This window comes from Bacillus carboniphilus (assembly GCF_039522365.1).
Classification (GTDB): Bacteria; Bacillota; Bacilli; order Bacillales; family JC228; genus Bacillus_BF; species Bacillus_BF carboniphilus.
This window is the reverse complement of the sequence record NZ_BAAADJ010000064.1, coordinates 280,888-305,248: the sequence shown is the minus strand read 5'-3', so window position 1 is coordinate 305,248 and position 24,361 is coordinate 280,888. Positions and strand designations below refer to the sequence as shown.

26 protein-coding genes are annotated in these 24,361 nt (G+C 37.5%); 5 read left to right on the top strand and 21 right to left on the bottom strand.

The window, feature by feature from the left end; genetic code table 11:
• Positions 1-48: 48 nt before the first annotated feature.
• The 4 genes from ABDZ91_RS21790 to ABDZ91_RS21775 form a co-directional block, all read right to left on the bottom strand.
• Positions 49-900 carry an amidohydrolase family protein gene (locus ABDZ91_RS21790; RefSeq protein ID WP_343804160.1) on the bottom strand — a complete coding sequence of 284 codons (852 nt, stop codon included), beginning with the start codon at positions 898-900 and terminating at the stop codon, positions 49-51.
• Complete coding sequence (locus ABDZ91_RS21785; protein ID WP_343804157.1) at positions 887-4,018, bottom strand: GNAT family N-acetyltransferase; 3,132 nt, start codon at positions 4,016-4,018, stop codon at positions 887-889. The genes ABDZ91_RS21790 and ABDZ91_RS21785 overlap by 14 nt, the downstream gene beginning before the upstream one ends.
• Before the next feature lie 104 nt (positions 4,019-4,122).
• Positions 4,123-4,614 carry a hypothetical protein gene (locus ABDZ91_RS21780; protein ID WP_343804154.1) on the bottom strand — a complete coding sequence of 164 codons (492 nt, stop codon included), beginning with the start codon at positions 4,612-4,614 and terminating at the stop codon, positions 4,123-4,125.
• Positions 4,615-4,619: 5 nt separating this feature from the next.
• On the bottom strand, positions 4,620-5,297 hold the full coding sequence (locus ABDZ91_RS21775) for a methyltransferase domain-containing protein (protein ID WP_343804151.1): 678 nt from the start codon (positions 5,295-5,297) through the stop codon (positions 4,620-4,622).
• A 102-nt stretch (positions 5,298-5,399) separates the two neighbouring features.
• On the opposite strand from ABDZ91_RS21775, the gene ABDZ91_RS21770 reads away from it, so the two are divergent.
• A complete protein-coding gene (locus ABDZ91_RS21770; protein WP_343804148.1) occupies positions 5,400-5,621 on the top strand; it encodes a DUF3892 domain-containing protein in 222 nt (73 codons plus the stop codon).
• Between the two features lie 51 nt (positions 5,622-5,672).
• On the opposite strand, the gene mntR is transcribed toward ABDZ91_RS21770, so the two are convergent.
• The 4 genes from mntR to ABDZ91_RS21750 form a co-directional block, all read right to left on the bottom strand.
• Positions 5,673-6,092, bottom strand: coding sequence for a transcriptional regulator MntR (mntR, locus tag ABDZ91_RS21765; protein ID WP_343804145.1), 420 nt, complete (start codon positions 6,090-6,092; stop codon positions 5,673-5,675).
• A 120-nt stretch (positions 6,093-6,212) separates the two neighbouring features.
• A complete protein-coding gene (locus tag ABDZ91_RS21760; RefSeq protein WP_343804142.1) occupies positions 6,213-7,151 on the bottom strand; it encodes a metal ABC transporter substrate-binding protein in 939 nt (312 codons plus the stop codon).
• Positions 7,152-7,166: 15 nt separating this feature from the next.
• On the bottom strand, positions 7,167-8,027 hold the full coding sequence (locus tag ABDZ91_RS21755) for a metal ABC transporter permease (protein WP_343804139.1): 861 nt from the start codon (positions 8,025-8,027) through the stop codon (positions 7,167-7,169).
• On the bottom strand, positions 8,028-8,771 hold the full coding sequence (locus ABDZ91_RS21750; RefSeq protein ID WP_343804136.1) for a metal ABC transporter ATP-binding protein: 744 nt from the start codon (positions 8,769-8,771) through the stop codon (positions 8,028-8,030).
• A 420-nt stretch (positions 8,772-9,191) separates the two neighbouring features.
• On the opposite strand from ABDZ91_RS21750, the gene cspD reads away from it, so the two are divergent.
• Positions 9,192-9,392 (top strand): cold-shock protein CspD, encoded by a 201-nt coding sequence (gene cspD / locus ABDZ91_RS21745; protein ID WP_046590248.1) that lies wholly within the window; start codon positions 9,192-9,194, stop codon positions 9,390-9,392.
• Between the two features lie 83 nt (positions 9,393-9,475).
• Here cspD and ABDZ91_RS21740 read toward each other — a convergent pair whose 3' ends face one another.
• On the bottom strand, positions 9,476-9,652 hold the full coding sequence (locus ABDZ91_RS21740) for a zinc-finger domain-containing protein (RefSeq protein WP_343804116.1): 177 nt from the start codon (positions 9,650-9,652) through the stop codon (positions 9,476-9,478).
• Positions 9,649-10,317 (bottom strand): reverse transcriptase-like protein, encoded by a 669-nt coding sequence (locus tag ABDZ91_RS21735; protein WP_343804113.1) that lies wholly within the window; start codon positions 10,315-10,317, stop codon positions 9,649-9,651. Before ABDZ91_RS21735 ends, ABDZ91_RS21740 begins: the two co-directional genes overlap by 4 nt.
• A 183-nt stretch (positions 10,318-10,500) precedes the next feature.
• On the opposite strand from ABDZ91_RS21735, the gene ABDZ91_RS21730 reads away from it, so the two are divergent.
• Both ABDZ91_RS21730 and ABDZ91_RS21725 read left to right on the top strand, forming a co-directional pair.
• Positions 10,501-10,908: an RNase H family protein gene (locus ABDZ91_RS21730; protein WP_343804110.1), complete on the top strand. Its 408-nt coding sequence runs from the start codon at positions 10,501-10,503 to the stop codon at positions 10,906-10,908.
• Positions 10,901-11,812 carry a DMT family transporter gene (locus ABDZ91_RS21725; RefSeq protein ID WP_343804107.1) on the top strand — a complete coding sequence of 304 codons (912 nt, stop codon included), beginning with the start codon at positions 10,901-10,903 and terminating at the stop codon, positions 11,810-11,812. Before ABDZ91_RS21730 ends, ABDZ91_RS21725 begins: the two co-directional genes overlap by 8 nt.
• Before the next feature lie 38 nt (positions 11,813-11,850).
• On the opposite strand, the gene ABDZ91_RS21720 is transcribed toward ABDZ91_RS21725, so the two are convergent.
• Complete coding sequence (locus ABDZ91_RS21720) at positions 11,851-12,117, bottom strand: DUF6123 family protein (RefSeq protein WP_343804104.1); 267 nt, start codon at positions 12,115-12,117, stop codon at positions 11,851-11,853.
• A 128-nt stretch (positions 12,118-12,245) separates the two neighbouring features.
• On the opposite strand from ABDZ91_RS21720, the gene ABDZ91_RS21715 reads away from it, so the two are divergent.
• On the top strand, positions 12,246-12,380 hold the full coding sequence (locus tag ABDZ91_RS21715) for a small, acid-soluble spore protein L (protein WP_343804101.1): 135 nt from the start codon (positions 12,246-12,248) through the stop codon (positions 12,378-12,380).
• A 57-nt stretch (positions 12,381-12,437) separates the two neighbouring features.
• Here ABDZ91_RS21715 and ABDZ91_RS21710 read toward each other — a convergent pair whose 3' ends face one another.
• The 10 genes from ABDZ91_RS21710 to ABDZ91_RS21665 form a co-directional block, all read right to left on the bottom strand.
• Positions 12,438-13,328, bottom strand: a complete 891-nt coding sequence (locus tag ABDZ91_RS21710) for a 5'-3' exonuclease (protein ID WP_343804098.1) — start codon at positions 13,326-13,328, stop codon at positions 12,438-12,440.
• 12 nt (positions 13,329-13,340) lie between these two features.
• On the bottom strand, positions 13,341-14,201 hold the full coding sequence (locus ABDZ91_RS21705; protein ID WP_343804094.1) for a sulfurtransferase: 861 nt from the start codon (positions 14,199-14,201) through the stop codon (positions 13,341-13,343).
• 22 nt (positions 14,202-14,223) lie between these two features.
• Complete coding sequence (locus tag ABDZ91_RS21700; RefSeq protein WP_343804091.1) at positions 14,224-17,838, bottom strand: dynamin family protein; 3,615 nt, start codon at positions 17,836-17,838, stop codon at positions 14,224-14,226.
• A 376-nt stretch (positions 17,839-18,214) separates the two neighbouring features.
• Positions 18,215-18,781, bottom strand: a complete 567-nt coding sequence (locus ABDZ91_RS21695; protein WP_343804088.1) for an isoprenylcysteine carboxyl methyltransferase family protein — start codon at positions 18,779-18,781, stop codon at positions 18,215-18,217.
• Positions 18,778-19,872 (bottom strand): type III polyketide synthase, encoded by a 1,095-nt coding sequence (locus ABDZ91_RS21690; RefSeq protein WP_343804085.1) that lies wholly within the window; start codon positions 19,870-19,872, stop codon positions 18,778-18,780. The genes ABDZ91_RS21695 and ABDZ91_RS21690 overlap by 4 nt, the downstream gene beginning before the upstream one ends.
• A gap of 155 nt (positions 19,873-20,027) precedes the next feature.
• Positions 20,028-20,798 (bottom strand): SDR family NAD(P)-dependent oxidoreductase, encoded by a 771-nt coding sequence (locus ABDZ91_RS21685; protein WP_343804082.1) that lies wholly within the window; start codon positions 20,796-20,798, stop codon positions 20,028-20,030.
• Between the two features lie 60 nt (positions 20,799-20,858).
• Positions 20,859-21,011, bottom strand: coding sequence for a hypothetical protein (locus ABDZ91_RS21680; protein WP_343804079.1), 153 nt, complete (start codon positions 21,009-21,011; stop codon positions 20,859-20,861).
• A 70-nt stretch (positions 21,012-21,081) separates the two neighbouring features.
• Positions 21,082-22,602 carry a carboxypeptidase M32 gene (locus tag ABDZ91_RS21675; RefSeq protein ID WP_343804076.1) on the bottom strand — a complete coding sequence of 507 codons (1,521 nt, stop codon included), beginning with the start codon at positions 22,600-22,602 and terminating at the stop codon, positions 21,082-21,084.
• Between the two features lie 112 nt (positions 22,603-22,714).
• Entirely contained in the window at positions 22,715-22,903 is a 189-nt protein-coding gene (locus ABDZ91_RS21670; RefSeq protein ID WP_343804073.1) for a hypothetical protein, read from the bottom strand.
• 255 nt (positions 22,904-23,158) lie between these two features.
• The gene (locus ABDZ91_RS21665) at positions 23,159-24,301 is read right to left on the bottom strand and encodes a THUMP domain-containing class I SAM-dependent RNA methyltransferase (RefSeq protein WP_343804070.1); all 1,143 of its coding nucleotides are present in this window, start codon (positions 24,299-24,301) and stop codon (positions 23,159-23,161) included.
• Positions 24,302-24,361: the final 60 nt, after the last annotated feature.

Genomic DNA, 24,361 nt, shown 5'->3' with positions numbered 1-24,361 from the left:
CCCCTACAGTATTGTTTATAAATGTATATGTACATGTTTTCACTGTGATTAAATAAGTTTTGAGATTTTAGGAAAAACCTTTAAAGCCGTATTATAAAAAACATCCTCGTGATATTTTTCAGGAATTAAATTTCCGATAAAATCAATGTAAGGCTTAACAGGAATAAGTGGCCAATCTGTTCCAAATAGGAGTTTTTCATAGTGATCACAATAAACAAGTGCATGTCTAATATGATCTAGAAAACGACCTTCTTGATGTCTCTCAAGATCCTTATCTGTTCCTACAATCCATCCTGATAAGTCTGCATATACATTTGAGTTTTTGTATACCACTTCAGCTGCTGTTAATACCCACGGATCGCCTAAATGAGCCATCATAAAATTAACGTTTCTATATTTTACGGCTACTTCATCAATGGTTAGCGGGTGTGAATATTTTAAAAGCCCCCGCTCCGAATATGTATCTCCAGTATGGTAAACCACAGGAAGTTTGTATACGGATGCTAAATCATAGATTGGAGCATACACAGGATCATAAGCATAGAAAGGATAATACCCTAAATAAATCTTAAATCCTACCACTTCTTTTGCCTGAATCTGTTCTTCTATGTTTCTTAACGCTTGCTTACTTAAATGATATGGGTTTATTCCCAGACATACAGTCAAATTAGAAGGAACTTCAGGCTCTAAATCTAAACCCATTGGGCTGTTTGCCTCAGGGTCAGGAAAACCGAGACCATCAGTCTCAGTTAATCCCATGCCTATGCCTAATACCACATTTGCTTCCTTGTATTCTTTCACTATACCTTTCCCACTATAATCTACATAGCTACTATGCAGGGCTGTTTCCTTAAAGGATTTTATATTTGAAAAATGCATGTGTGCGTCAATTATTTTCATGACTACCCTCTTCCTTTAGGCTAAGTGTATTCAATAAAGTTAGTGATGTTTTTACAATTGGATGTGGATGACTAATATAAAAGTGTGGTCGTGTATACACTTTTTCTCCAGAGTATGCGGAAACCTTTTGCTGTACAGCACGTTGCGTGACCTCTTTATGCAAATACCATTCATGTACGTTTGATACATCAGGGTCAAGGAATTGCAAATAACCCTTTCTTCCCTGAAGTTGAAGCCGGTCACAACAGGTGCTATTTGGTCGGCTAACGACATGTTCATCGATTCCACCACGATACGTGTATCTTTTCCTATTTTCCTCATAGGAAACAGTTGGATCCAATCCATTCTCCGTTAGGAAATTAGCAACCTGCATAATGTTTACATCATGAATCCATTTCGTTGGATGTTGAAGACTGGCAAACACTGCGATAATAGGAACACCTGGAAGACTAACAAAATACTGAGTAAATTGTAGTCCCTTCCATTCAAGGTGATGAACAAAATTTGTGGTTACTTTTAAACCAGTCCACTCATTCGAATGCTGATCGAGTACTACTACTTCGTCCATAACTGAATGTTCTTTAGCAACAGAAAAGTTTGATATTCCTTGTATCTGATGTCGAATACCTCCACTCCATGGATTCCACCATAGTTTAGGTGAACTAGTTGGATATGAAGTTGCCAACCACTCTGTACCATCCAATTTTAATGAATGGACTCCTGGAAAGAATGTAGGTGCACCTGCCCATTTAAGTGGACCATTTTCGGAATTCCAAACCGTATGATTTTCTTCTTTTTCAATAACTGTTTTTACACGATCCTTTATATCCATCTTTAATAGATGAATGGATGCCTCTATGTCTCGACTAGGGGAAATAAGCTCCCCCTTTACTTTATTAAGCCCTACTTTAAAATAAGATGTATCAATTTTAAATTCGTTACTTAACACTTGCTTATCATTTAGCTTTTTTTCACTTAGGATCTTTTCTTCGTATTTTACCTGTGCACGTCCAGATACAGATAAAAGTTGCGATGATTGTAGGTGCAAGTTGATTTCTTCGCTTCGCATAACAGGGTTATGGTCCCCTGGATAAATACGGAAGCCTTCTTGATACGCTAACTCCTCCGTTACATCTTGCCCTATGGTATAGCTACGAAATTCTTCCCAGCTCTGGAACGTACCGGCTGCTACTGTGATTGGTTCTAAGATGATCGACTCGTTAGGTTTCAATAGCTTGACTGTATGCTCTAAATGGAACAGCCACCCCTGGAAAAAGGCATATGCTTCCTTTGGCCAAGAGATCCCATAATGGTATGGTTTGTACTCTGTGAACAACCAAGGCTCTGAAAATTTATTAAAATCTATATTCACAAATTCCGTTTCCTTTGGCTCATCCAACAATATGATTTCTCCGTCTAGTGCGGTGGTAGTCTTTGTTAAACTGTGATAGAAATTCTGATCAATAAACAGGTCCTTGTAGACTTCTTCACCATTGTTATCTAACTTGATTGAATACTCTAGTAACCCGTCTTGTTTCAAGGTGAAAACCGAACATATTTGTAGACCAGGGTGTGTAGTCACATTATAGGAAGCATTCAATTGAACATACCCATTTTTAACTTCGAAGCTAACTTCTGCTCTCTTTTTTGACAGTTCACTAGAATATGGTTTTCCAATCAAAGGAAATCGAAAGTGAGTAAAGCCTTCTTTTTGACCTGATCTCTTTACCTCAACTAGGTTAGTTTCCTTGTGCAGAATAACCCTTGTAAACCCGTTGCCAATACTCCATTCATCATCCGTTTCGCCAAACCCAATCGAACCGACTCCTGGAATCCATATTGATTGCTTATTAGAAAACTGATTGACAGGTTGATTCGGGTTATTTGTTTTAATAATCCATCTTTCACTGTGTATTCCAGGTTTTTTAATTACACAAGGAATCTCTACTACCTTTACTCCTTTTCTTTCAACAGACACTTGTATCGATTTCAGCGGATAATCTATGCTTTCATCTGCAATCGGGATAATATCGAATGTAGAGTCATAATCTAAGAAACTTTCAATTTCTGCATACAATGTTGAAGTTGAACCTGGCTTGCTATACGTATTCTTTAACGTGGTTTTTAACTTCGCAGCTTGCTTTGGTTTTACACCTACGCTTAGTGTAAATTCAATTCCATCAATCTCTATATGAACAGCATAAAGTGGATGCGACTTTCCTTTAGTAGGCTCCCCAAGTTCAGTCTTTTTTAATTGGAAAGGAAGATGATAAATACTCTCTCCCATTTTTATATCATATTCATTAGAAGTGGCACCTTTTATTCTCTCTGTTTCAGAAGTTGATAGTTTACAAGAGAGTGGAACGCCTTTTTTATTGACTACCCTTAAAGTAGCTTCATATTTTTCTCCTTCAATTAACTCGTGGTTTGGAAGAGAAAGTTCAAAGCAATAATCGTTCGTATTTATTGAACGTAAAGAGCGACCGGTTAATTCAAAGTCACAGTCAATACTCTTACCATGTCCCCCCTCAAAATGATAAGTGAAATATGTAAACCCATTCTCCTTACGACCATCTGGTTTCACTTCTAACGACCGTCTTAATGAAGAATACCAATTATTTTCTTCAAAAAATGTTTTCGATAAAGGGTGATTCATTACTGTTGGCATAAAATTCAATAAATGGGTACGGTCATCTCGGTCCTCCCAAAAGAAACCGCATTTTTTATATAGTGGTACCGCTTTTGTATTTCCTGGCCAGGTATATAAATCAAGTCGTGGCCATCCTAACTCAATGGTTTTCTCAATCGCTTTAAAAACAAGTTGCTTACCTAACCTCTGCCCATGATAATCTGGATGAACATTCAGCAATGGGATGTATAAAGCACCTGTATCATCCCGATATTCGGAAAGTCCACAGTATCCCACCACCTTCTGTTCATCCAAGGCTAAAAAAGTAGTTATGTTACCTGAATTAGCTTCACTAGTCTGGATATATTCTGCTGTTTTAACGGTTTGATCCCCACCCCAGCTATCCCGACTCTCATTCCACATTTGAGCAACTTGGCCAGCGTATTTCTCACTATATTCAACAAATGTAATGTGTTTAGTATGTGTCATTATTGGCCCCCCTAGTTCTTCCATGAAAAAAGCAGGATAGTTTCCCATCCTACTTCCATAGTAGCTATTATTAAAAAGGTATGCAAAGAAAATTTTGAATCTTCTCACCCTTGGGATAATATCTGTAAAGTATGGATGCAATGGTCCACTAAGGCAACCACATCATCTACATCGTCCTCTTTAATTAACCTATCAAAATCGATTTCCACAATGTTTGTTGTTTTATCTCCGTTTAGGGAGTATTCCGTCTTAATGTCTATGTCCCGGGCACCCCAAACACTAATCATTTGTGCTTTCAACTTTTGTAATGGAACCTCATCCTCATATATATGAACACCAACTTGAATCTTGCACCCTACTTCTTCTTGGTTTAAAGCAATTTCTTTATATAAATCGAGAGTTGAGAGTGTAATCATTAAATCACATGGTGTTTGCATTGCATTTAAAGAAAATTGGATTGTATATGTTCTAGTGAGTTTAGATAAATTAAACGTATCATTACGATCTAAAACCGTAATCTGTCCTTCTAAATCGTAATCATAGACAGCACCTTCTAAAATCACTTTAATGTTTTCATAAGCTGTTGGGTCAAACATAATTCTCACCCTTTTGTTTTTCTAAGCATAAACACCCACATAAATGAGTTTGCCTGTTTTAGTATCATGGGTAATTGTTCAACAAATTCTTTTTTTACTTCCCTTTTATATACTGGAAGGTTTCCTACTATTTCCCAACCATTTTCTGTTGCTAGCTGAGAGAATTCCCAGGGCATTATGGTGTTACAAATTGCCGGCTTGTCATATAATCTCGAGTAGCTATTGATTCTTGGAGCAGCAGTTGGCCCTAGAATCCCGATACAGGCATATTCTGTAGTGATTCTTCTTAATTCATTTAAAGTTCCCAATGGCGATTCATTCCATTCAAGTGAATTGATAGCCATTACAGCATCGAATTGCTCGTCTTCAAATGGGGTTGATGACATAGAACCTTGTACAAAAGTCAGGCTTCCTTCTATTTGTCTTTCCTTTGCTTTCTCGATCATATCTTCAGCAATATCGAGTCCAATAACCGTAAATCCTTTTTGATAAAGGAGAAATGAGCCGTATCCATCTCCACACCCTAAATCACCTATAAATCCATTAGGCTTTATAAAGGTCTCCATAAAGGGGATTATTTCTTTCCTGCTACCCCGTTCCCACATATCCTCACTTTTTTCGCTCCAAAATTGTGTCATTTGATTCCATTTAACTCTTGTTTCATCCTGCCAGTTAAAATTCATAAAAAATACACCCCGTTAACGTTCTTACTATAAATATAACAAATTGTGGCAATAATAGAGGTAAACTTACTTAAAAGAGTTCAAAAAGAGGGTGAATGTAGGATGGAAAATGAGTACTTAATTGGCGTTCAGAAGAACCATTACGGTGAGATTATGAATTTCCAAACGAATACAGGAAGAATTATCTCTTATCGGAAAGCAGTTCAGGAGATTGAACAAGGTATTTTATCTGGTTATGATGTTTTGCCAAATGAGCAATCTTTACCAAGAATTCACGCTGTTTCAATGGATACAAATACACTCAATGAACTGCCACCATTCTAAAAAAATAATAAAGCCAGGCTCGCTCGTTATAGCAGCCTGGCTTTTTAATTCTCAGTTGTTATTATCATCTTGGACCTGCTTTAGTTCTTCAACTCTTTGTTTATTCTCTTCAAAATATTGAACGAGATCACCTATTCGGTCGATTGAATTCCAGCTTAAGTGGTGTTCAATCCCTTCTACATCCCCATAAATGTTCTCTTCTTTCACACCAATGATACGCAAAAATTGCTCTAATAATTCATGGCGTTCCACTAACCTTTTTCCTAATTTTTTTCCTTTGGCGGTTAGGACCAAGCCTCTATATTTTTCATAAATTAGAAATTCATCTTTATCGAGCTTCTGTACCATCTTCGTCACTGAAGAAGGATGCACTGAGAGAGACTCCGCAATATCAGAAACTCTTGCATATCCTTTTTGTTCAGTTAATAAATAGATTTGCTCTATATAATCTTCCATACTAGGGGTAGGCATTCCGATTTCTCCAACTCTTTCCACAAGAATTTTACAGTAAGTAAAGTTTACTATACGTTTTTGTAGGTGGCAAGAAAGTTGGAGCTCACTCACATTTAATTCAACTAGAAATGTTCATTACTATTCCTGTAGTAAGTTTTCCAATATTACGTCGATATTCCACTTCATCATCTTAATGTAGGTATCCCCATCTTCTCCTGGCTTACCAAGTGAATCTGTGAAAAGCTTCCCGCCAATAGCAACACCGGTTTCATTAGATACCATTTCCATACTACGGGGATCTATACTGGTTTCTACAAATAAGACAGGAATATTTCTAGAACGAATTAAATCAACAACCTGAGTTACTTGTTCAGGTGTCCCTTGATTTTCAGCGTTAATTTCCCAAATATAACCCGCCTCAAAATCATAAGCTTTTGAGAAATATTTAAACGCTCCCTCACTGGTTACTAAATATCTTTCTTCTTTAGGAATTTGGCCGAAACGTTCCAATGCCTCTTCATGCAACTTCCTCAACTCTTCTATATATTTTTCTGCGTTTTCTTCATAAATTTCAGCATTTTCTGGGTCTACTTTCACTAAAGCATCCCTTGCATTTTCAGCATATCGTATACCATTTTGTATATCTAACCATGCATGTGGATCTTCTTCACCTTCATTCCCATCTGACGTTAAATACATGGGTTCGACACCTTCACTTAATCTGAATACCGGACTATCATCATCAGATTTTCCGGCAGTCTCCAATAATTTCTCAAACCATGCATTTCCTGCCTCTAGATTTAAGCCATTATAAAAAACAGCATCTGCATCCGTTGTTTTTTGAACATCAAGTGGTAATGGGTCATACTCATGAGGGTTTGATCCAATTGGTGCCAAACTATGGACTTCCACTAAATCTCCCCCAATATTGCTTACAATATCGAACAAGATTGAATATGTTGTAACAACTTGTAAATGATCACCCTTTTTCCCGCCTGAGTCTCCAGACTTACTACATCCAACAATTAGAAAAAGCGAAACAACAGTCGCGAACATCAATTTCCAAAAAGTTTTCAAAGTTATTCCTCCCGTTCAAGATAGCTGTATTCTTTTTGTCTTTCTTGTTCTTATAGCACGAATGACTACCCCTTGTTTTGGGGAAAAGGTAAAGGCCACTAGAAACAAGAAAGTTGAAACCAATACGATTGTGGCACCAGACGCCAAGTTATACGTAAAGCTAAAGAACAAACCTATTATGGATGCTATTACTCCAAATCCTGCCGCTAGAAAGAGCATAGTGGATAATCGATCTGTTAACAGATAAGCCGTTGCAGCTGGCGTAATAAGCATGGCTACCACTAACACAATACCTACTGTTTGTAAGGAGGCTACCGTAACTAAGGTAAGTAGTGTCATCAAAAAGTAATGAATTAGTCTAATTGGCAATCCATAAGCTCCTGCCATCGTAGGATCAAAGGATGAAACCAACAGTTCTTTATAAAACAAATAAATAGAGAATAGAACGACAACACCAATTCCCATAGTCGTCCACATATCAGAAGATCTAACGGCTAGAACGTTACCGAATAAAATATGATATAAATCTGTACTGCTCTTCATGAGCGTGATTAGGATAATACCAAGTGCAAAAGCTGCGGTAAACATAATCCCGATTGAAATATCATGTTTAATCCGACTATTTTGGCTGATGAACCCGATTCCCATAGCAGTCAGCACTCCAGAAATAACAGCTCCAATAAAAAAGTGAACGCCTAGCATATACGCAATCGCCACTCCTGGTAAAACTGCATGTGATATGGCATCCCCCATTAAAGCCATTCCTCTTAAAATGATGAAACAGCCCACTATCCCGCATATAATCCCGACCATCGTAGATGTAAGTAGAGCCTTTTGCAAGAATTCATATTGAATAACCGCTTCAAAAAAAGACATTTATTTTGCCACCCCCATTCCCTTTAAAAACGAAAACTGATCGGAATAAGCCTTGGTTAAAATATCCGTTCTAAAAACTCGATCCACTTCCCCAAAACTAATTAGTTCTTTATTCAATAAAATAAGCTGTTCGAAGTATTCATTAACCTTACTCAAATCATGATGGACCACCAATATCGTCTTACCACTTTCTTTTAATTCTTTCAGGATTGAGATAATCAACTTTTCACTGACTACATCAACCCCAACAAATGGCTCGTCAAGGAACAGAAACTCCGACTTTTGAGCAAGGGCTCTTGCTAAAAATACACGTTGTTGTTGTCCACCTGATAATTCTCCTATTTGACGATCACGGTATTCTTCCAGACCAACCCGCTGCAGACACTCAAGAGCCCACTCTTTTTCCTTTTTCTTGGGCTTTTTAAAAACACCTAAATTTGGATAAGTTCCTAATAACACAGTGTCAAATACGCTTATTGGAAAGTCCCAATCAATATTGCTTCTTTGAGGGACATAAGCAATGGATTTTCTATGGTCCTTTAATGACTTCCCAAAAAACTCAATTTCACCGCAATCAGCCGGAATGATATTTAACATAGCCTTAAGTAAGGTCGATTTTCCGGCACCGTTAGGACCAATTATCCCTACCATTTTCCCCTGATCAATCGTTAATTTGATATCCTTTACAGCTATCTTCCCATGATACGAAATACATAAATTATTTACTTTGACAGCAGGATTCATTTTTAACTCCCCTCTCCTATTTCCTCCACACAAAAAAGTTTACCCCACGCAACTTTTAGTTTAAAAAATTTTGATTACTTAGATTTTATGCGGAAGTTTTTCGTTTGTTCACACTTTTTTCTCATGTTTATATTTTTTGTTCTTATTCACAAGAGTTTCCTTAGACCAAATTTTAACTCATGACAAATTTCTGTCAACTGTTTTTTTCTTAAATCAGTCTTTATTACCCAAAAAGTAAAAGTTTATCCCTGTATTTGACTGGTTTTTCTAGTAAAAAATAATATTCTGACTTCCTTGACTCCGAACTTTGGATTGTGTATATTTAAATCATCATTAAACTGAATTGAGTACCACTTTCAGGTTGATGATAATTTATTTTCATGCACGATATGTGCACACGGTTTAGGAGGATTTAATTACATGCAAAACGGTAAAGTAAAATGGTTTAACAACGAAAAAGGTTTTGGATTTATCGAAGTTGAAGGTGGAGACGATGTATTCGTACACTTCACTGCAATCCAAGGCGATGGTTACAAGAGCTTAGAAGAAGGTCAAGAAGTTTCTTTTGAAATCGTTGAAGGAAATCGTGGACCTCAAGCTGCAAACGTGACTAAACTATAAATTTAAAATGAGCTGAGGCTGTGTAAACAGCCTCTTTTTTTGTGTTTAAATAAAAAACTCAAAAACACCGGAGGTTTCTGAGTCTACTGTAGTTTTTTTCCGTATTTCTGTATCTTCTCCCCGACTGTACACTTTGAAATACAGAACCTATGGGCAAATGTTTTTCCTTTTTCTTTTCTTAAGGTTTTATATACAAAGCAACCTTCACAGTATGTAGTCATAATTTCCTCTAGTTCCTCAAAGATTACTTTCCGATTCAAAGAATTTCCCCCTCTCCATCGCGTTCCAAACGACTATCTTGTTCGACTCCTTCCATCCCCTTTTTGGCTAGCCGATGAGCCTCTATATTTTGCTTTCTCTCTATATATTTATAGGTCGGGTTTAATTTAAGCCTTTTTGCACGTTCTTCAATTCGATCCAACCATCTATTTAGATAATCATCATAACACGGCCACTCGCCTAACAGTTGCATAATTGCTCCTTTCGCGTCACCATGTATGATACAATCCATTCCGTTTAATTCCTCTTCCTCAATTAAATCAAACACATGATAAAGAGCAATATATTCAGCCTCAGAACTATGCTCAATCTGTTCTAATTTTCGGCTTCTGCGAAGACGTACTTCGTTCTCACCTTTTTTGTAATAAAGGACGTACCCCACCCCTGTTTCACCGGTTTCTTTATGAAAACTTGCATCAAAATAAAGTCTGATTTGTTTAGGTTCATTTTCAGTAACTGCCATTAGCTTTTTCGCTTCTTTAGGTGACCACTCTTGACCTTTCTCATCTATAATTTGGATTTCATTTACCTTAGCAGTTCCTTGTAAATCTTTTATAATCTTGTTCGCATTATCTAATGAAACCCATTCTGATTCAAATGTAATTTTTTCCTTGGAATGGTATCTAAATTGTATTTTAACATTCATCAAAGAGCCCCCTTATATCACATTCAAAATGGACAGTGGAAGTTGATTACCGTTATCCATTTCCTCTTACCTATATTTTCTCTAACTCTCCCTTATTTAGACATAAGCATTTTGCATGTTCAATGAGAACATTAACATGTATAATATTAAAAGTCCTAAACCGAATGACAAGGAGCCGGATACATGCTAGAAGTTTATATTGATGGTGCCTCAAAAGGTGACCCTGGTCCAAGTGGTGCTGGTATATTTATAAAAAATGGAAAAATGGTCGAAGAATACTCGATCCCTCTTGGTGTAATGAGTAATCATGAAGCTGAGTTCAAAGCATTAGTTCATGCTTTGAATCTGTGCCAACATAAAAAGGATTCCATTATATCTATTCGGACTGATTCACAATTAGTTGCAAATGCAATGGATAAAGGTTTTGTTAAAAATAAAAAATTTGAACATTTATTAAAGGAATGTGTCGAGATCCAATCCAAGCTCCCACTTTGTTTTGTGAAGTGGATTCCTAGTAAAGAAAATAGCAATGCTGACAGACTAGCAAAAGAAGGCATTAGAAAAACAGAAAGAGGAGACAATCATGAATAGCAAGAATCGTTTAGCCGACGTGTGGCTTTTACTTGTGGCCTTCATCTGGGGAACTACCTTTGTCATTGTTCAAAATGCTATAGCGTTTTTACCACCATTTACTTTCAATGGAGTTCGGTTTCTACTAGCAGGAATCGTTATGCTAATCCCAGTCTTACTAAAATTTAGACTCAAAAAAATTGAAAATAAAAAAACTGTCCTTTTCTCTGGGATGATTATGGGGGCATTCTTATTTATTGGTTATGGTTTTCAAACAATAGGTTTAGTATATACCACCTCGTCTAAAGCTGCTTTTATAACGGGCTTAAGTGTTGTATTAGTCCCGCTTTTTTCCCTACTTTTATTTAAGCAATTGCCTAGGCTAATCGTATGGATCTCTTGCCTTCTTTCCATATCCGGTTTATACATGATGACCATGGCTGGAGGAGAAGGTTTTAATTTAGGTGATTTCTTTGTTCTTATTTGTGCTTTTGGTTTTGCTCTTCATATTATAGTGACAGGGAAGTTCTCATCTACATTAGATGCAACTCTTTTAACCATTGTACAAATTTTCACTGTTGGGATACTTTCAATGGGGACGGCCTTTTTCTTAGAAGACTGGCAAAAGGCATTAAATCCGACTTATATTTTTCAACCGGACGTTATATTTGCATTATTTGTTACTGCCTTATTAGCAACTGCGTTAGCGTTTTTTATTCAGACTAAAGTACAACGATATACTTCAGCAACTCGAGTTGCCATTATATTTGCTTTTGAACCTGTATTTGCTGCTTTAACATCCTTTATTGCGCTTGGTGAAACATTGTCACTAGCTGCAGGATTAGGAAGCTTACTTATTTTTAGTTCTATGATCCTAGCTGAATTACCTAGTAAATCAAAGCCACAAGTACCTGTTCAATCATAGGAAAAAGTCCACCTCGGTCTATGAGGTGGACTTTTCTTTTACGCACTTAAGCCGGTTCGGTCTAAAAATGAAAGTAATTCACGCTTTGTTTGAATATTTTCTTCTACTATCCGTTCTAATAAAAGCAAATAAAAACTACCATCAAAGTTTTGTTTAATCTTTAATGTCCACTCAATAGCCCAAATGACTAGTTGGTCTGATGCCTTTGTAAATTGTTTACCAAAGAAAATAAAGGAAATGGCATCTTCACCGAGTTTAAAACCCTTCTCTTCAAGGAATGATATATAATCTCCAACTGTTTTCACTAGCACTCACCATTTTTTTGAAATGTTACTTTTATTGTACTGTATTCAAAGCAAAATTGCGATGCATTTACGACAATAATCGATACATTTCGTCAATTTGGACAAACTAGGGCTGGAGGTGAGACGATATGAGTAAAAACAATAATCGAAATCGAGGTAAGGCTGCCCCTGGAGTGAACCCTCAAGGATATGGTCAAGATGCTTCAGAAAACCCTAAAAGTAAGCTAGAAGATAGAGCTAGAAGAAGCAATACTAAAATTTAATAAATCCCTCAAAATAAAAGAAGGACCTTTACACTAAAGGTCCTTTTCATCTTATTCTTATCCCGCAAACTCTTCTTCTATCTGGGTCAATAGCGCAGAAATACCTCTAATATCAAATGTCGTTAAGGTTGCTCGCCACTGCTCATTGTTTAACTCGTACAATAATTGTTCAAGCTCACACGTTAATGGTACTTCACAGTTAATCTTCGCTAACTCATAAGACAAGAGAAGTTGTTCACGGTCTGCCTCAATCTTCTTTTTCCAAGAAGGAGTCAGTTTATCTAAATTTTCTAATACAGCTTCAATGGACCCATAAGTGGTCATAATCTTAAGCGCTGTTTTCTCTCCAATTCCTTTTACACCCGGATATCCATCACTAGGATCACCCATAAAGGCTTTTACTTGTGACCATTGGTCTGGATGTAAAGTCATTTCCTCTAAGAACCTCGCTTTTGTCCATCTGTCATAGGAACCAATTCCCTTTTGAAGAAGATGTATTTCTACATCATCATGTAAAAGTTGAAGTAAATCCTTATCCCCCGTTACAACATGGACTTCACATTGGTCGCGATACATAGTTGCTAAAGCTCCAATACAATCGTCCGCTTCATAACCCTCAACCTTAATGTTATGGAAACCAAGTTGGTCAGCAACTTGCTGAGCTAAATCAAACTGCGGAACCATTTCTTCAGGCGGTGCAGAGCGATTTCCCTTGTATTCTGTATACAAGTCATGTCTAAATGTCTTACTAGGTGTATCCCAGCAAATCGATACATGACTAGGATTAAATTGGCTAATTGCTGCTTTAACGTGTTTAACAAAACCACTTACAGCATTTGTAGGGATTCCTCTTTCGTTAAAGAAATATTGATTAAAAACAGAAGTTGCAAAAAATGAACGAAATAATAATGCCATTCCATCTACAATTAAAAGTCGTTGCTTGCTCATCGTTACACACCTTTATTTTAGATTCTTATCCCCAGTAGCAATGATTGAGTCTTCATATGAGATCCAATCACTAAAACTACCAATATACAGTTTAACATGTTTATAGCCTGCATGGTACAGTGCTACAACATTTGGAGCAGCTGTAACACCACTACCACAATAAACCACAATCGGTTGATCCTGCTGAATTGCCTGATACTGTTGAATTAAGTCATCGCTCGATTTGTAACGATTACCAGTAAATACATCTAACCAAAAATAATGATGTGACGATGGTATTCTTCCTGCCTTTTTATCAATGGGTTCTTCCTTCCCTTGGTAGCGCACGAGCTCTCTAGAATCTACCAAGACTCCTGAATTTGTTTCGATTAGGCTTTTAACATCCTCATAGTTCGCAACCATTTCTTTTTGAATATGAGCAGTAAAATCTCCTCTTGAGACGGCAGTTGGTTGACCTGTTATTGGGTATTGTTCCTGGATCCAATCTGTATAGCCCCCTTGTAAGATGTATACATTTGGATGGCCGAGAAACTTTAATGTCCAATAACAACGAGCTGCGAAGGGTGCCTTACCTTGATCATACACAACTACAGGTTTGTCCTTTGATACACCCTTAATTTGAAACAGTTCCTCTAGCTCGCTAACGGAAGGGAGTGGGTGCCTGCCCCCATGCTTTTCTACTTTCCCTGATAGGTCTTGTTCAAGGTCCATATACTGTGCATGAAGAATATGGGATTCACGAAACCATGCTTTACCGGCTTCCGGGTCTTTTAAATCAAAACGACAATCTAAAACCGTAATAGACTCTTGATTTTCTATCATTTTAAACAAATCTCTTGCTTCCACAAATAGATTAGATGATTTTTGAATCATTAGCACTCCACTCCTTTTCCCCTCAGCTCAAGTTTCTTAATTGTTCCAATAGCTGTTCCTGTCTCACATCTCCATCGGAACTTAACGCTTCAATCTGTCCCGCTATATATTGCTTTGCTTCTTCTTCCATAGCTGAAGATATATGCGAAAGTCCATTTAAAAGTTGCTGACTATATTGACTGAAAAGCTCTGACTCTTTTTCAAGCGAATACTCTGTTAAAGGTTGTTGGATCATTTCAAGTAACCTTTCTAACATCTTTTCTTTTTCATTTTTTTCAAAAAACGATTTTGCATTTTTATATACTTGTAACGCTGACTGAAACGAAACAGAACTTAAATTATTCTGTAAGCTAGTAATATCAGGCGTATCAATTTTAACTTCCTCGGGTTCAGCGAACGGAATATCTATGACTTGCCTAATGCGTTGGCCGACTTCCCGATAGTAATCATCTTTTAATTGATTTACAAATACTTCTAGACGCAATGAGGTTGCTCGTAATTCTTGAATCAAATCAAAGCTCATCAACTCTAACCACTCTTGTAGCGCTTGTTGAAGTTTTTCCTTCACTTTCCCAGAATCATCTTGCAGGCGAGATGGATGGAAAGATTCTTTAAAGAAATCTCGAGCACGTAACCGAACACGTTCTTTTACATAATGAACCAGCTCGCGCGTTTCTTGTTCTAACCTAGATTCATATAATTTGAAGTCCGTAATCTTAAGCTTCTCAATAATATTCGCTTCTTGATCTTGAAGATTTCGTTTCGCTTCTTCTTTCTCAAGTTCACTCTTATTTTGCAGATCCACATATGACTGCAAAATGTTGATTCCTCGTTCAACTTCTTTCCATGCACTCTGTCTTGTTACTTGTTTCAGGTCATGCTCAACGAATGGGAGAAAGGAGTCTTCAAACTTATTGAATCCATCCCAAACTTTTGCAGAGTCCTCATTGGTTTGATTCATGAGTCGGTTTAAACTTGAAACCGGGAAAAGTCTAGGATGACGTAAGCCATAACCTAAAAGTTGATCTTTTACGTAGTCAACTACCTCTTCACGCTCTTCTTCACTGTCTGCTAGGTCCGCAGCATTTACCACGAAAAACATTTTATCAAGGCTAAAAGCATCCTTTACTCGCCCTAGCTGGATTAAAAATTCACGGTCTGCCTTTCCGAATGCGTGGTGGTAATAGGTTACATATATAATGGCATCTGAATTTTTAATGTGCTCAAAGGCAACACCGGTGTGTCGTGTATTTAATGAATCGGATCCCGGTGTATCTACTAAAGTCATGCCTAAATTGGTCAAAGGATGATCTAGGAATAACTCAATTCTTTTAATAAAACAGGACACAGATTCTTCTGCTGCAAGCATCGGCAATTGATCAAACGTTGAAGACTCAATATTCCCAAGCTTATCTTTCCTTTCCTCATAGCCTTTTACAAAAGCCTTTAGGAATGGATGCTGTTGCCCTGTTTGAGTTTTACTAGCGCTTTTCCAAATGGTTTCTGTCGTAACTTCTCCTTCTATTTGGATAAGATCACTTAATTCTTCTACCATTTCTGCGTCTGTTTTGTAATGTACACGTAATGATAGGTGTTCTTCTTTTGTTGGAGGTGCCTTTATCTCAGTAAGTGCAGCCGTCATCGGATTTGGAGAGGAAGGCAATATCTTCTCGCCTAATAATCCGTTAATAAAGGAAGATTTCCCTGCACTAAACGCTCCAAAAAGAGTGACTGTGAATGTATGTGAATCCAATCGATTCGCCTTATTCTGAATAGAATCAGCCACTTTTTGTAGTGACGGTAATTGCCTGAAAATTTCTGCAACCTCATGTAACGAAGAATCATTTTTTGTTGTTTCCACAGCTTTATCTGATCTGTTAGCTTCTGTTACTTGTTCTACAGTTTTATCTGTGATTTCCGTTTTCTTTTCATGAGTTGTAACTACTTTTTGTTGACTTTGATGCTGGACCAACCAAGTACGAACCAATTCTTTAGACTGGTCCCATGTTTGTTCATCCATCTCACTGGTCGTTTCCATTTCATTTTGCCATTGCCATACCAGTGCGGATTTTTTCTCTTGGATCTTTTCAATTTTTGAAAGCAAATTCAACTCTTCAGTTATTTGTTTTATTTCCTTCTGGATTTCACTGTTCTTTGTCTTATTCTTTTCTTCTTGATACTTGAGTAATTGTTCTATGAACCTTCTAGCTTCCTTTTGTACAATTTTCTTCACTTCATTTTCCAAGTCACGTGAGTACTGTAGAAGGTACTGCCCTGTTAAAGAAGCCCCTGCTTTATACGTTTCTATTAGAACTTCTTTAGGGAGTTCACAGTGTAACTGTTGAGATAGTGCTTTTAACTCCGTGGAGTCCGCAGCCGTATGTGTTACGGTTGATTGGGCTAATTGCTTCAAATGCCATTCAAATTGAGTTTGGGCTTGCTCTTTTAATTTGTTATAAAAAACTTCTTCTCTCTGATCTTTCTCTTCCTGCGTTTTTTTCTTTGAAAACAACATTCCCACTTTAAAACCATCTTGTAATGATTCCAAGTAAGAATTAGCAAGATCTCTTGTTTCAAAGTCCATCAAGTAACTGTTATGAAGCATTTTAGAAAGACTTGTTTCAAAATTATTTCTAATTTCATTGTTCTCTACTTTTAATTGCTCAGATTGTTGTTTTAATTTTTCTAATTGACTGTTCAGCTGCTCGACTGAGCTGCCACCTAGTTGTGCTTGTAAGGGTTCAATCTGCTCATTGAAGCTTGAATCAATGTATTGTTCCCATTCTTGGGTTAAATGCATAAGAATTGATTGAAAACTATTAAGAAGCCATTCTTCTTTTACTCTTTCAATGGATTCCAAATATGTTTGAAGCTGGTTCCACTCATTGTTAGGATGTTCCATATCTTTTATAGATGTAAAGAATAACCGCTCTAGCTTAGCTCCACCATTTTCGAAAGCCCTACTCGTAGATTGCTTAAACTCGTCAAAACGAATTTCATCTTCGGAATGCTTATCGATTTGGTTGACGATTAAACATACCTTCTTACCTTGTCTGTTTAGCTGTTTAATAAATTGTAAATTGATATCAGATTGTACATGGTGATAATCTACCATATAAAAAACAAGGTCTGCTAAATGGAGCATTCCTTCAGTTGCTAACTGGTGGGCATCATCCGTTGAATCAATACCCGGAGTATCAAAAAATACTAAATCATGAGGTACATGTTCTGGATAAGGGGTTTGAATCTCAACTTCTAGTACCTCATCACCGTTTTTACATAAACGTTTGACCTCATCAAAATCTAAAGGCTGTTGCTCAAAAGTTGATCCATTTTTATAACTAATTATGGCCTTCTCTTCTTGCCCATTACTCATTTTCACAGTATTTGCACTAGTTGGAATGGGGCTTGATGGAAGAATATTTTTATGAAACATTTGATTTAAAAGGCTAGACTTACCTGCTGAATAATGCCCACAAAAGGCAATATATAATTTTTGATCCTCTAAACGGTCCATCAGACCATTCAATTGAAAGACCATTTTTTCATTTTGCTGCTCCATTGCTAATTTTGATAAGCGATCCAATGGAGTGGAATATTGTGAAAACAAATTGGTTTGATACGCAGAAGTTCTCATCTCGAAGTCTCCCGATTTCTATAAGTTTTACTTATTTATTCTCACATAAATTAGAAGATGTGCCAAGATATTTAACATAGATCCCATTAAAAAGAAGCCCATTTTCGTAAAGGGTGTTGTTTCTTGCACATATCGTTCAACTACAGTTGATTGGAGCGGAAGGTGCTTGACTCCTGCGGGAGGAAGGGACATGGGAGACCCCGCAGGAGCGTTAGCGACGAGGAGGCTCCCGGACCGCCCGCGGAAAGCAAGCACCTGCAGCGGAAATCAACTTCCTTTGTTGATATAACCATCCAATTGTCTAACAGTAACAAAGTATACAAAATATCCTAATAGAAAAAGCAGCTAGTTTTCATAATAGCTGCTTTGTAGTCTTTTATTCTTTTTTACTCAATGAAGGAATAAATCGTGCATGTTCTTCAAATTCTGTTCCATATTCAGTCCATTGGGATAAAATCGCCTCTTCTTGTGGAATTCGAATGGAAAGAATAATTTGGTTCAAAACAAAAAAAAGACATAGGGTTAAATAAGCATTAAAAAGGAGAGGAATCAGCAGTAACTCCACAGTTACAACCAAATAGTTCGGGTGCTTCATCCAACGATAAGGTCCACTTTTGATTACTTTCGCATTTGGAATCACTAGTATCTTTGTGTTCCAATACCGTTGTAAACTCTTTATGATCCAAACTCGAAAAGCTTGGGTGATTATAAATAATCCCAGAATAACTGGCCAATATTGATTTGCTGTATCTTTGAATAAAATAACTTCTAACATCAGTGAGACAAAGAATGCAATGTGCATGGCAACCATCAATCCATAGTGTTCTTTTCCAAACTCAATGGCCCCCTGTTGCTTCATCCATATTTCATTTCTTTTGGCGATTCGTAATTCAACCAAGCGTTGAAAAATCAAAAAAACGAACACAGCCCAAAATAAACTCATACCTCCACCCACTTTAATAATAGTAATTCGGAGCTAAAACCTGGCCCTAATGCAGTCCCAATCCCCCATTGATTCCTCTGGGTATCCCTATTCATGATTCGATTCAAGACATAGAGTACAGTAGCGGAAGACATATTACCAAACTCTTTTAATACCTCTCGGGATACTGCCGTTTTACTTTGATCGAAAGAAAGTGCTTCTTCGTAAGCCTCCAAAACTTTACGGCCCCCTGGGTGTGCAACAAAATGCTCGATTTTATGTAGGTCTAAATCATATTTTTGTAGGAAGCTATCTATATTTGGTCGTAGCCACTTTTGCACAATGTTAGGTATGCTCTTTGAGAACACAACATAAAGACCCTCATTTTTCACTTCCCAGCCCATTACATCAAGTGAGTCCTCCATTAAAGTAGTTTGGACACCGACTATCTCTGGGAGAACCGCCATTTTACAAAATTCATCTAAGCAAACCTGCTCTCCGACAACTAGAGCACATGCGACTCCATCTGCGAATAGAGAAGTCCCTATTAAGTTACTTTTAGATAAATCATTTGGTTGAAATGTTAGACTGCAAAGCTCTATGGTTAAAACTAAAACCTTAGCTTCAGGGTATGCCATACAGTATTCATGGGCTCTTGCTAGTCCACTTGCACCACCGGCACAACCCAAACCCCAAATTGGCACTCTTTTTGTATGAGGTGAAAAAGGGAGTTGATTCATAATCCTTGCTTCAATACTAGGCGTCGCTAATCCTGTTGTACAAATGGTTATAATCATATCAATTTCATGGTAGGGAATATCTTTTTTTAGAAAATCTGGATTCGTTAGACAGTTTGTTATTGCTTGGCTCCCCAGTTCAACAGCTGCATGTATAAATTCATTATTCTTTTCAGAGAAGGTGCGTTTCTCCTTATACCATTCCAAGTCTTTTACAAAGTGTCTCTTTTCAATTTGACCATTTTGAAAAGCTTCCAATAATCGATCAATGTTTTTATAAGCATGCTGGAACATCCCTCTTGCAAAATGAATGGCTTGTTCTTGGTTAATGACATGAGGAGGATGCGCTTCTGCAACCGATAGTATTTTAGACATAGCATCTGATCCCTTCTAACTAAACACAGGTCCACCTGTGTACCAGTTACTATTTCCAAATATTAGATAATTATGCAGAGACTTCTTACATTGGAGAGTGTCAAAGAAAAAAGGCTAGAAGTTATCCCGACTTCTAACCTTTTTGTATATACCATTTAAAATCCTTGAATTGTCATTCCACCATCCACAAATAATGTCTGCCCGGATATGTAATTGGCTCCTTCTGAAGCTAGGAAAACGGCTGGTCCCACTAATTCTGGTAATTCACCAATTCGTTTTAGAGGAGTAACAGCAAGAATATCACTAACATATTGTTCATCCTTGAGTAATGGTTCTGTTAAAGGGGTTTTAAAGTACCACGGCCCGATTGCATTTACATTGATACCATATTGTCCCCATTCAAAAGCAAGTACCTTCGTCATTTGAATGAGTGCCGCTTTCGTGGCTGCATAGACTACACCTGTTCTAAGAGCAACATGTCCCGCAACCGAAGCAATCGTAATGATCTTTCCTGACTTTTGCTCCTTCATTATTTTACCCACTTCTTGAGAACACATAAAAGCCGACTTTAAGTTTGTCTGCATAATCGTTTCCCATTCTTCATCGGTGACCTCCAGAGCTTTGGAGCGGATATTCATTCCTGCGTTATTCACGAGAATATCGATAGAACCTAACTGATCATTAGCAGTCTGAATAGCCTTTTGAACGGCCTTTCTTTCCGTCACGTCTGTGGGGATAATAATTGCTTTCTGACCCAGCGCTTCAATCTGTCCAGCTACCTCTTTTAAATCTTCTTCCGTTCTAGAAAGTAGAGCTACATTAGCCCCTGCTTCTGCGTAGCCAATGGCAATGGCTCGTCCTATTCCACGACCTGCACCAGTAACTATTGCATTTTTCCCCTCTAGTTTTAAAGAAGGTAATAACATATCGACAACTCCTTTTCTTTATGTAAAAGGGTTTGGATGCACTCCAAACCCTTTAGAATATCATGCGTTTTCTTCTAAATCTAACTTCTTGTCTTTATCAGGCTGTTGATGAACTGAAAACTTGATCTCGATAAAATGTAGTCCCCCACATGATTTACAAATCGTTGGTTCATCTACAATCGTCCGACATAAATCACAGTAATATTTTATCATGCACTCTCATCCTCTTTTTTGTATAAACACATTATATGAATCGAGAGCATGTCTGTGACCGGCAATAGGGTTAGACTAGTTGATATACTTTCGAATATTTATCTTTCAAATACTCAACAAGATACTGGGCATTTAACTCTTCATTTGTTACATCTTTTAAAATTTCAAGAGGTTTCTTCATTCTTCCGTACTGGTGAATATTTTCTGTTAACCAATCTTTAATTGGTTGTAAGTTACCTTCTTCAAGTAATTCATCGTAGTTTGGAAGTTCCTTTAACATGCTATTTTTAATTTGTGCAGCATACATGTAACCCAGTGCATACGAAGGGAAATAACCAAAGCTTCCTCCAGACCAGTGTACATCTTGAAGTACTCCTTCAGCATCGTTATTTGGAACCACTCCGATGTATTCTTCGTATTTAGCATTCCAAACCTCAGGTAGGTCCTTCACTGCAATTTCCCCATTGATTAACCCTTTTTCAATTTCATATCGAACCATAATGTGTAGTGGATAAGTTAGTTCATCCGCCTCAATACGAATAAGAGAAGGCTTGGATTCATTGATTGCACGATAGAAGTCTTCTAAAGAAAGATCATCTAGACTACCATTCGCATATGATTTTAATAGTTCATAGTTCTTTTTCCAGAAACCGAAGCTACGCCCAACAAAGTTTTCAAAGAATAAAGATTGTGACTCGTGAATTCCCATAGAAGTTCCACCTGCAAGTGGAGTCCATGCAAGATCACTTGAAATATTTTGCTCGTAAAGTGCATGTCCGCACTCATGGATGGTACCAAAAATAGCCGTTCTAAAATCTTTTTCATTATAATTGGTAGTGATTCGTACATCCCCTTTATTTAATCCTGTAGCGAAGGGGTGAACTGTCTCATCAAGCCGGCCAGCTTCAAAGTCATAGCCAAGCCCCTTTAATACTTCTAAGCTAAATTCTTTTTGCTTTTCTTTTGAAAATGGGAAAAACAATTTCGATGTGTCTGGTTTAGAAGAAGATGATTGAACCTCTTGAGCAAGTGCCACTAGATCTTTTCTCAATTGACCAAATACACGATCTAAAACCTCAACTGTAACCCCTGGTTCATATAAGTCAAGGAGACGGTTGTAAGGATTGCCCTCATAACCCCAGTATTGTACGAATCTTCTAGTTGTTTCTACTAACTTTTCTAAATACGGTTGGAAAATGGAGAAGTCAGATTTGGACTTTGCTTCTTCCCAAACAGATTCAGATTTAGACTGTAAGACAACAAATTCTTCGTATTCTTCTTTAGGAATTTTTTTGTTCATTTCGTATTCTTTTTTACATTCTTCTAATGCCTTAACCGTAATGGCTGACAAATGTGCTTTAGCCTCTGGAGAAGATAGTTCTGCTATGTATGCTGCCATTTTTTCAGAAGTAGATAAGTCATAAACATTACTAGAAAGCATCCCAACAACTTCAGCACGTTGGTCAATTCCTTTTTTAGGTGCTCCGGTTCTCATATCCCAGTAAATAAGACCAATTGCTTCATTGTAAGCTGCAATCTGTTTTATGTATTGAAGAAATTCTTTTTCTAATGTTACCCATTTTTCAGACATGTGCCATGATTCCCCCTATTTAAAATTTACTCATGACTATTTTAACATGTCCATGAAAGAGAGAATAGCTACGGAAACCGAAATTTTTAGATAAAAAAAAGCGCAATCCTGATTATAACGGATAGCGCATCGATGGAGGGTTTTGAGACAAGCAATATGTAAATGCTTGCTTCAGTTCTTCCTCAGCTTCTATTAAACATTGAAGACCTTTGCATTCTTCATTTAATGATGATTGCATCATCGTCTGTGTTTGCGACAGAGCTTTTGATATTCGTTCGAAATCAGACGGTGTTAGAGACACTTAACCTCACCTCTTTATTGTTTTTTCTTAATTAAACATACTGGTACTGAATTAGTTTATGACAATTGATGACATTTTATACTAGGATAATGCTGGATGGAAAGTTGGAGTTGATGTCGTATTATATGTTATTCATTAGCACACTACGGTAGTATTCACTTCCATACGGTATTGTTCAGCTTAGTTAAGGTAATGTTCCCTCTCCATAGAAAAAAACTGCCCGCAAGCTCTATTAAGCCTACAGACAGTCCCTTTCTACTCTTTATTTCTAGGAGGTCTTTTTCCCCAATATTGATAATAATCGGTTCGTATAAAACCATTAAACAGCTTTCTTTTCTTCGTTGCCTTCTTCCCAAAATGTTGCTCGAAACCCTCATGGGATGTAATAAAGTACATAGACCACGTATCCAGGTCTTTCAGTGTTTGCCCAAGCTTACTATATAGCTGTTCGACTCCTGGGCGATCACTAATACGCTCACCATACGGAGGATTACTAACAATCACCCCATATGATTCATTTGTGGTAAAATCACTAGCTTGCATCTGTTTAAAATCGATAATACCTGCTAAACCAGCTTCTTGGGAATTAGCAATGGCCATTTCTACAGCAGGATGTTGAATATCACTTCCATGGATTTCTAACGGTTGGTCATAGTCCGCCAAATCCTCGGCCTCTTCTCGAGTGCGGTCCCATACATCAGATGACATCGAGTTCCATTCTTCAGATATGAATTCACGATTAAAACCAGGTGCAATATTCTGTCCAATTAGAGCGGCTTCGATTGGGATCGTTCCAGATCCACAGAACAAATCAACAAACGGACGGTCTGGTGTCCAGTTAGTTAATTGAATGAGGGCTGCAGCCAATGTTTCTTTTAGAGGCGCTGAACCTTGCTGAATTCGATAACCGCGCTTATGTAGGCCAGCACCAGTTGTATCGATGGTCAATGTAGCAATATCTTTTCGAATGGCCACTTCAATTGGAACAAGAGCCCCAGTTTCCTCGAACCATTGTACATCACGGTATTTACTTTTCAGCCTGTCCACAATGGCCTTTTTTACAATGGCCTGACAATCGGGAACACTATAGAGCGTTGATTTTATCGATTTACCTGAGACAGGAAATTCATTGTCTCTTGCAACAAATTGTTCCCATGGAAGAGCTTTTGTTTTCTCAAATAATTCATCAAATGTTTTAGCCTTAAACTCACCAACTTGGATTTTAATCCGATCTGCGGTCCGAAGCCACATATTACACCTAGCAATGGCCGTTTCGTCGCCTTTAAAGAGGATTTTTCCGTTATCTACAGTGCATTCATATCCTAGTTTCCTAACTTCATCCGCAACAATGGACTCTAGTCCCATTGCGGCGGTTGCGATTAAATTATAGGTTGTCATTCCTTCACCCCACGGGTTTACTTTATATGTATACTCATTTAGATACAGCCTTCAAGCGCT

Bases quoted from the DNA above. Each gene is read 5' to 3' on its own strand.
- ABDZ91_RS21790 (WP_343804160.1), bottom strand. From the start codon at position 900: ATGAAAATAATTGACGCACACATGCATTTTTCAAATATAAAATCCTTT.
- ABDZ91_RS21785 (WP_343804157.1), bottom strand. From the start codon at position 4,018: ATGACACATACTAAACACATTACATTTGTTGAATATAGTGAGAAATAC.
- ABDZ91_RS21780 (WP_343804154.1), bottom strand. From the start codon at position 4,614: ATGTTTGACCCAACAGCTTATGAAAACATTAAAGTGATTTTAGAAGGT.
- ABDZ91_RS21775 (WP_343804151.1), bottom strand. From the start codon at position 5,297: ATGAATTTTAACTGGCAGGATGAAACAAGAGTTAAATGGAATCAAATG.
- ABDZ91_RS21770 (WP_343804148.1), top strand. From the start codon at position 5,400: ATGGAAAATGAGTACTTAATTGGCGTTCAGAAGAACCATTACGGTGAG.
- mntR (WP_343804145.1), bottom strand. From the start codon at position 6,092: ATGCCTACCCCTAGTATGGAAGATTATATAGAGCAAATCTATTTATTA.
- ABDZ91_RS21755 (WP_343804139.1), bottom strand. From the start codon at position 8,027: ATGTCTTTTTTTGAAGCGGTTATTCAATATGAATTCTTGCAAAAGGCT.
- ABDZ91_RS21750 (WP_343804136.1), bottom strand. From the start codon at position 8,771: ATGAATCCTGCTGTCAAAGTAAATAATTTATGTATTTCGTATCATGGG.
- cspD (WP_046590248.1), top strand. From the start codon at position 9,192: ATGCAAAACGGTAAAGTAAAATGGTTTAACAACGAAAAAGGTTTTGGA.
- ABDZ91_RS21735 (WP_343804113.1), bottom strand. From the start codon at position 10,317: ATGAATGTTAAAATACAATTTAGATACCATTCCAAGGAAAAAATTACA.
- ABDZ91_RS21730 (WP_343804110.1), top strand. From the start codon at position 10,501: ATGCTAGAAGTTTATATTGATGGTGCCTCAAAAGGTGACCCTGGTCCA.
- ABDZ91_RS21725 (WP_343804107.1), top strand. From the start codon at position 10,901: ATGAATAGCAAGAATCGTTTAGCCGACGTGTGGCTTTTACTTGTGGCC.
- ABDZ91_RS21715 (WP_343804101.1), top strand. From the start codon at position 12,246: ATGAGTAAAAACAATAATCGAAATCGAGGTAAGGCTGCCCCTGGAGTG.
- ABDZ91_RS21710 (WP_343804098.1), bottom strand. From the start codon at position 13,328: ATGAGCAAGCAACGACTTTTAATTGTAGATGGAATGGCATTATTATTT.
- ABDZ91_RS21705 (WP_343804094.1), bottom strand. From the start codon at position 14,201: ATGATTCAAAAATCATCTAATCTATTTGTGGAAGCAAGAGATTTGTTT.
- ABDZ91_RS21700 (WP_343804091.1), bottom strand. From the start codon at position 17,838: ATGAGAACTTCTGCGTATCAAACCAATTTGTTTTCACAATATTCCACT.
- ABDZ91_RS21695 (WP_343804088.1), bottom strand. From the start codon at position 18,781: ATGAGTTTATTTTGGGCTGTGTTCGTTTTTTTGATTTTTCAACGCTTG.
- ABDZ91_RS21690 (WP_343804085.1), bottom strand. From the start codon at position 19,872: ATGTCTAAAATACTATCGGTTGCAGAAGCGCATCCTCCTCATGTCATT.
- ABDZ91_RS21685 (WP_343804082.1), bottom strand. From the start codon at position 20,798: ATGTTATTACCTTCTTTAAAACTAGAGGGGAAAAATGCAATAGTTACT.
- ABDZ91_RS21680 (WP_343804079.1), bottom strand. From the start codon at position 21,011: ATGATAAAATATTACTGTGATTTATGTCGGACGATTGTAGATGAACCA.
- ABDZ91_RS21675 (WP_343804076.1), bottom strand. From the start codon at position 22,602: ATGTCTGAAAAATGGGTAACATTAGAAAAAGAATTTCTTCAATACATA.
- ABDZ91_RS21665 (WP_343804070.1), bottom strand. From the start codon at position 24,301: ATGACAACCTATAATTTAATCGCAACCGCCGCAATGGGACTAGAGTCC.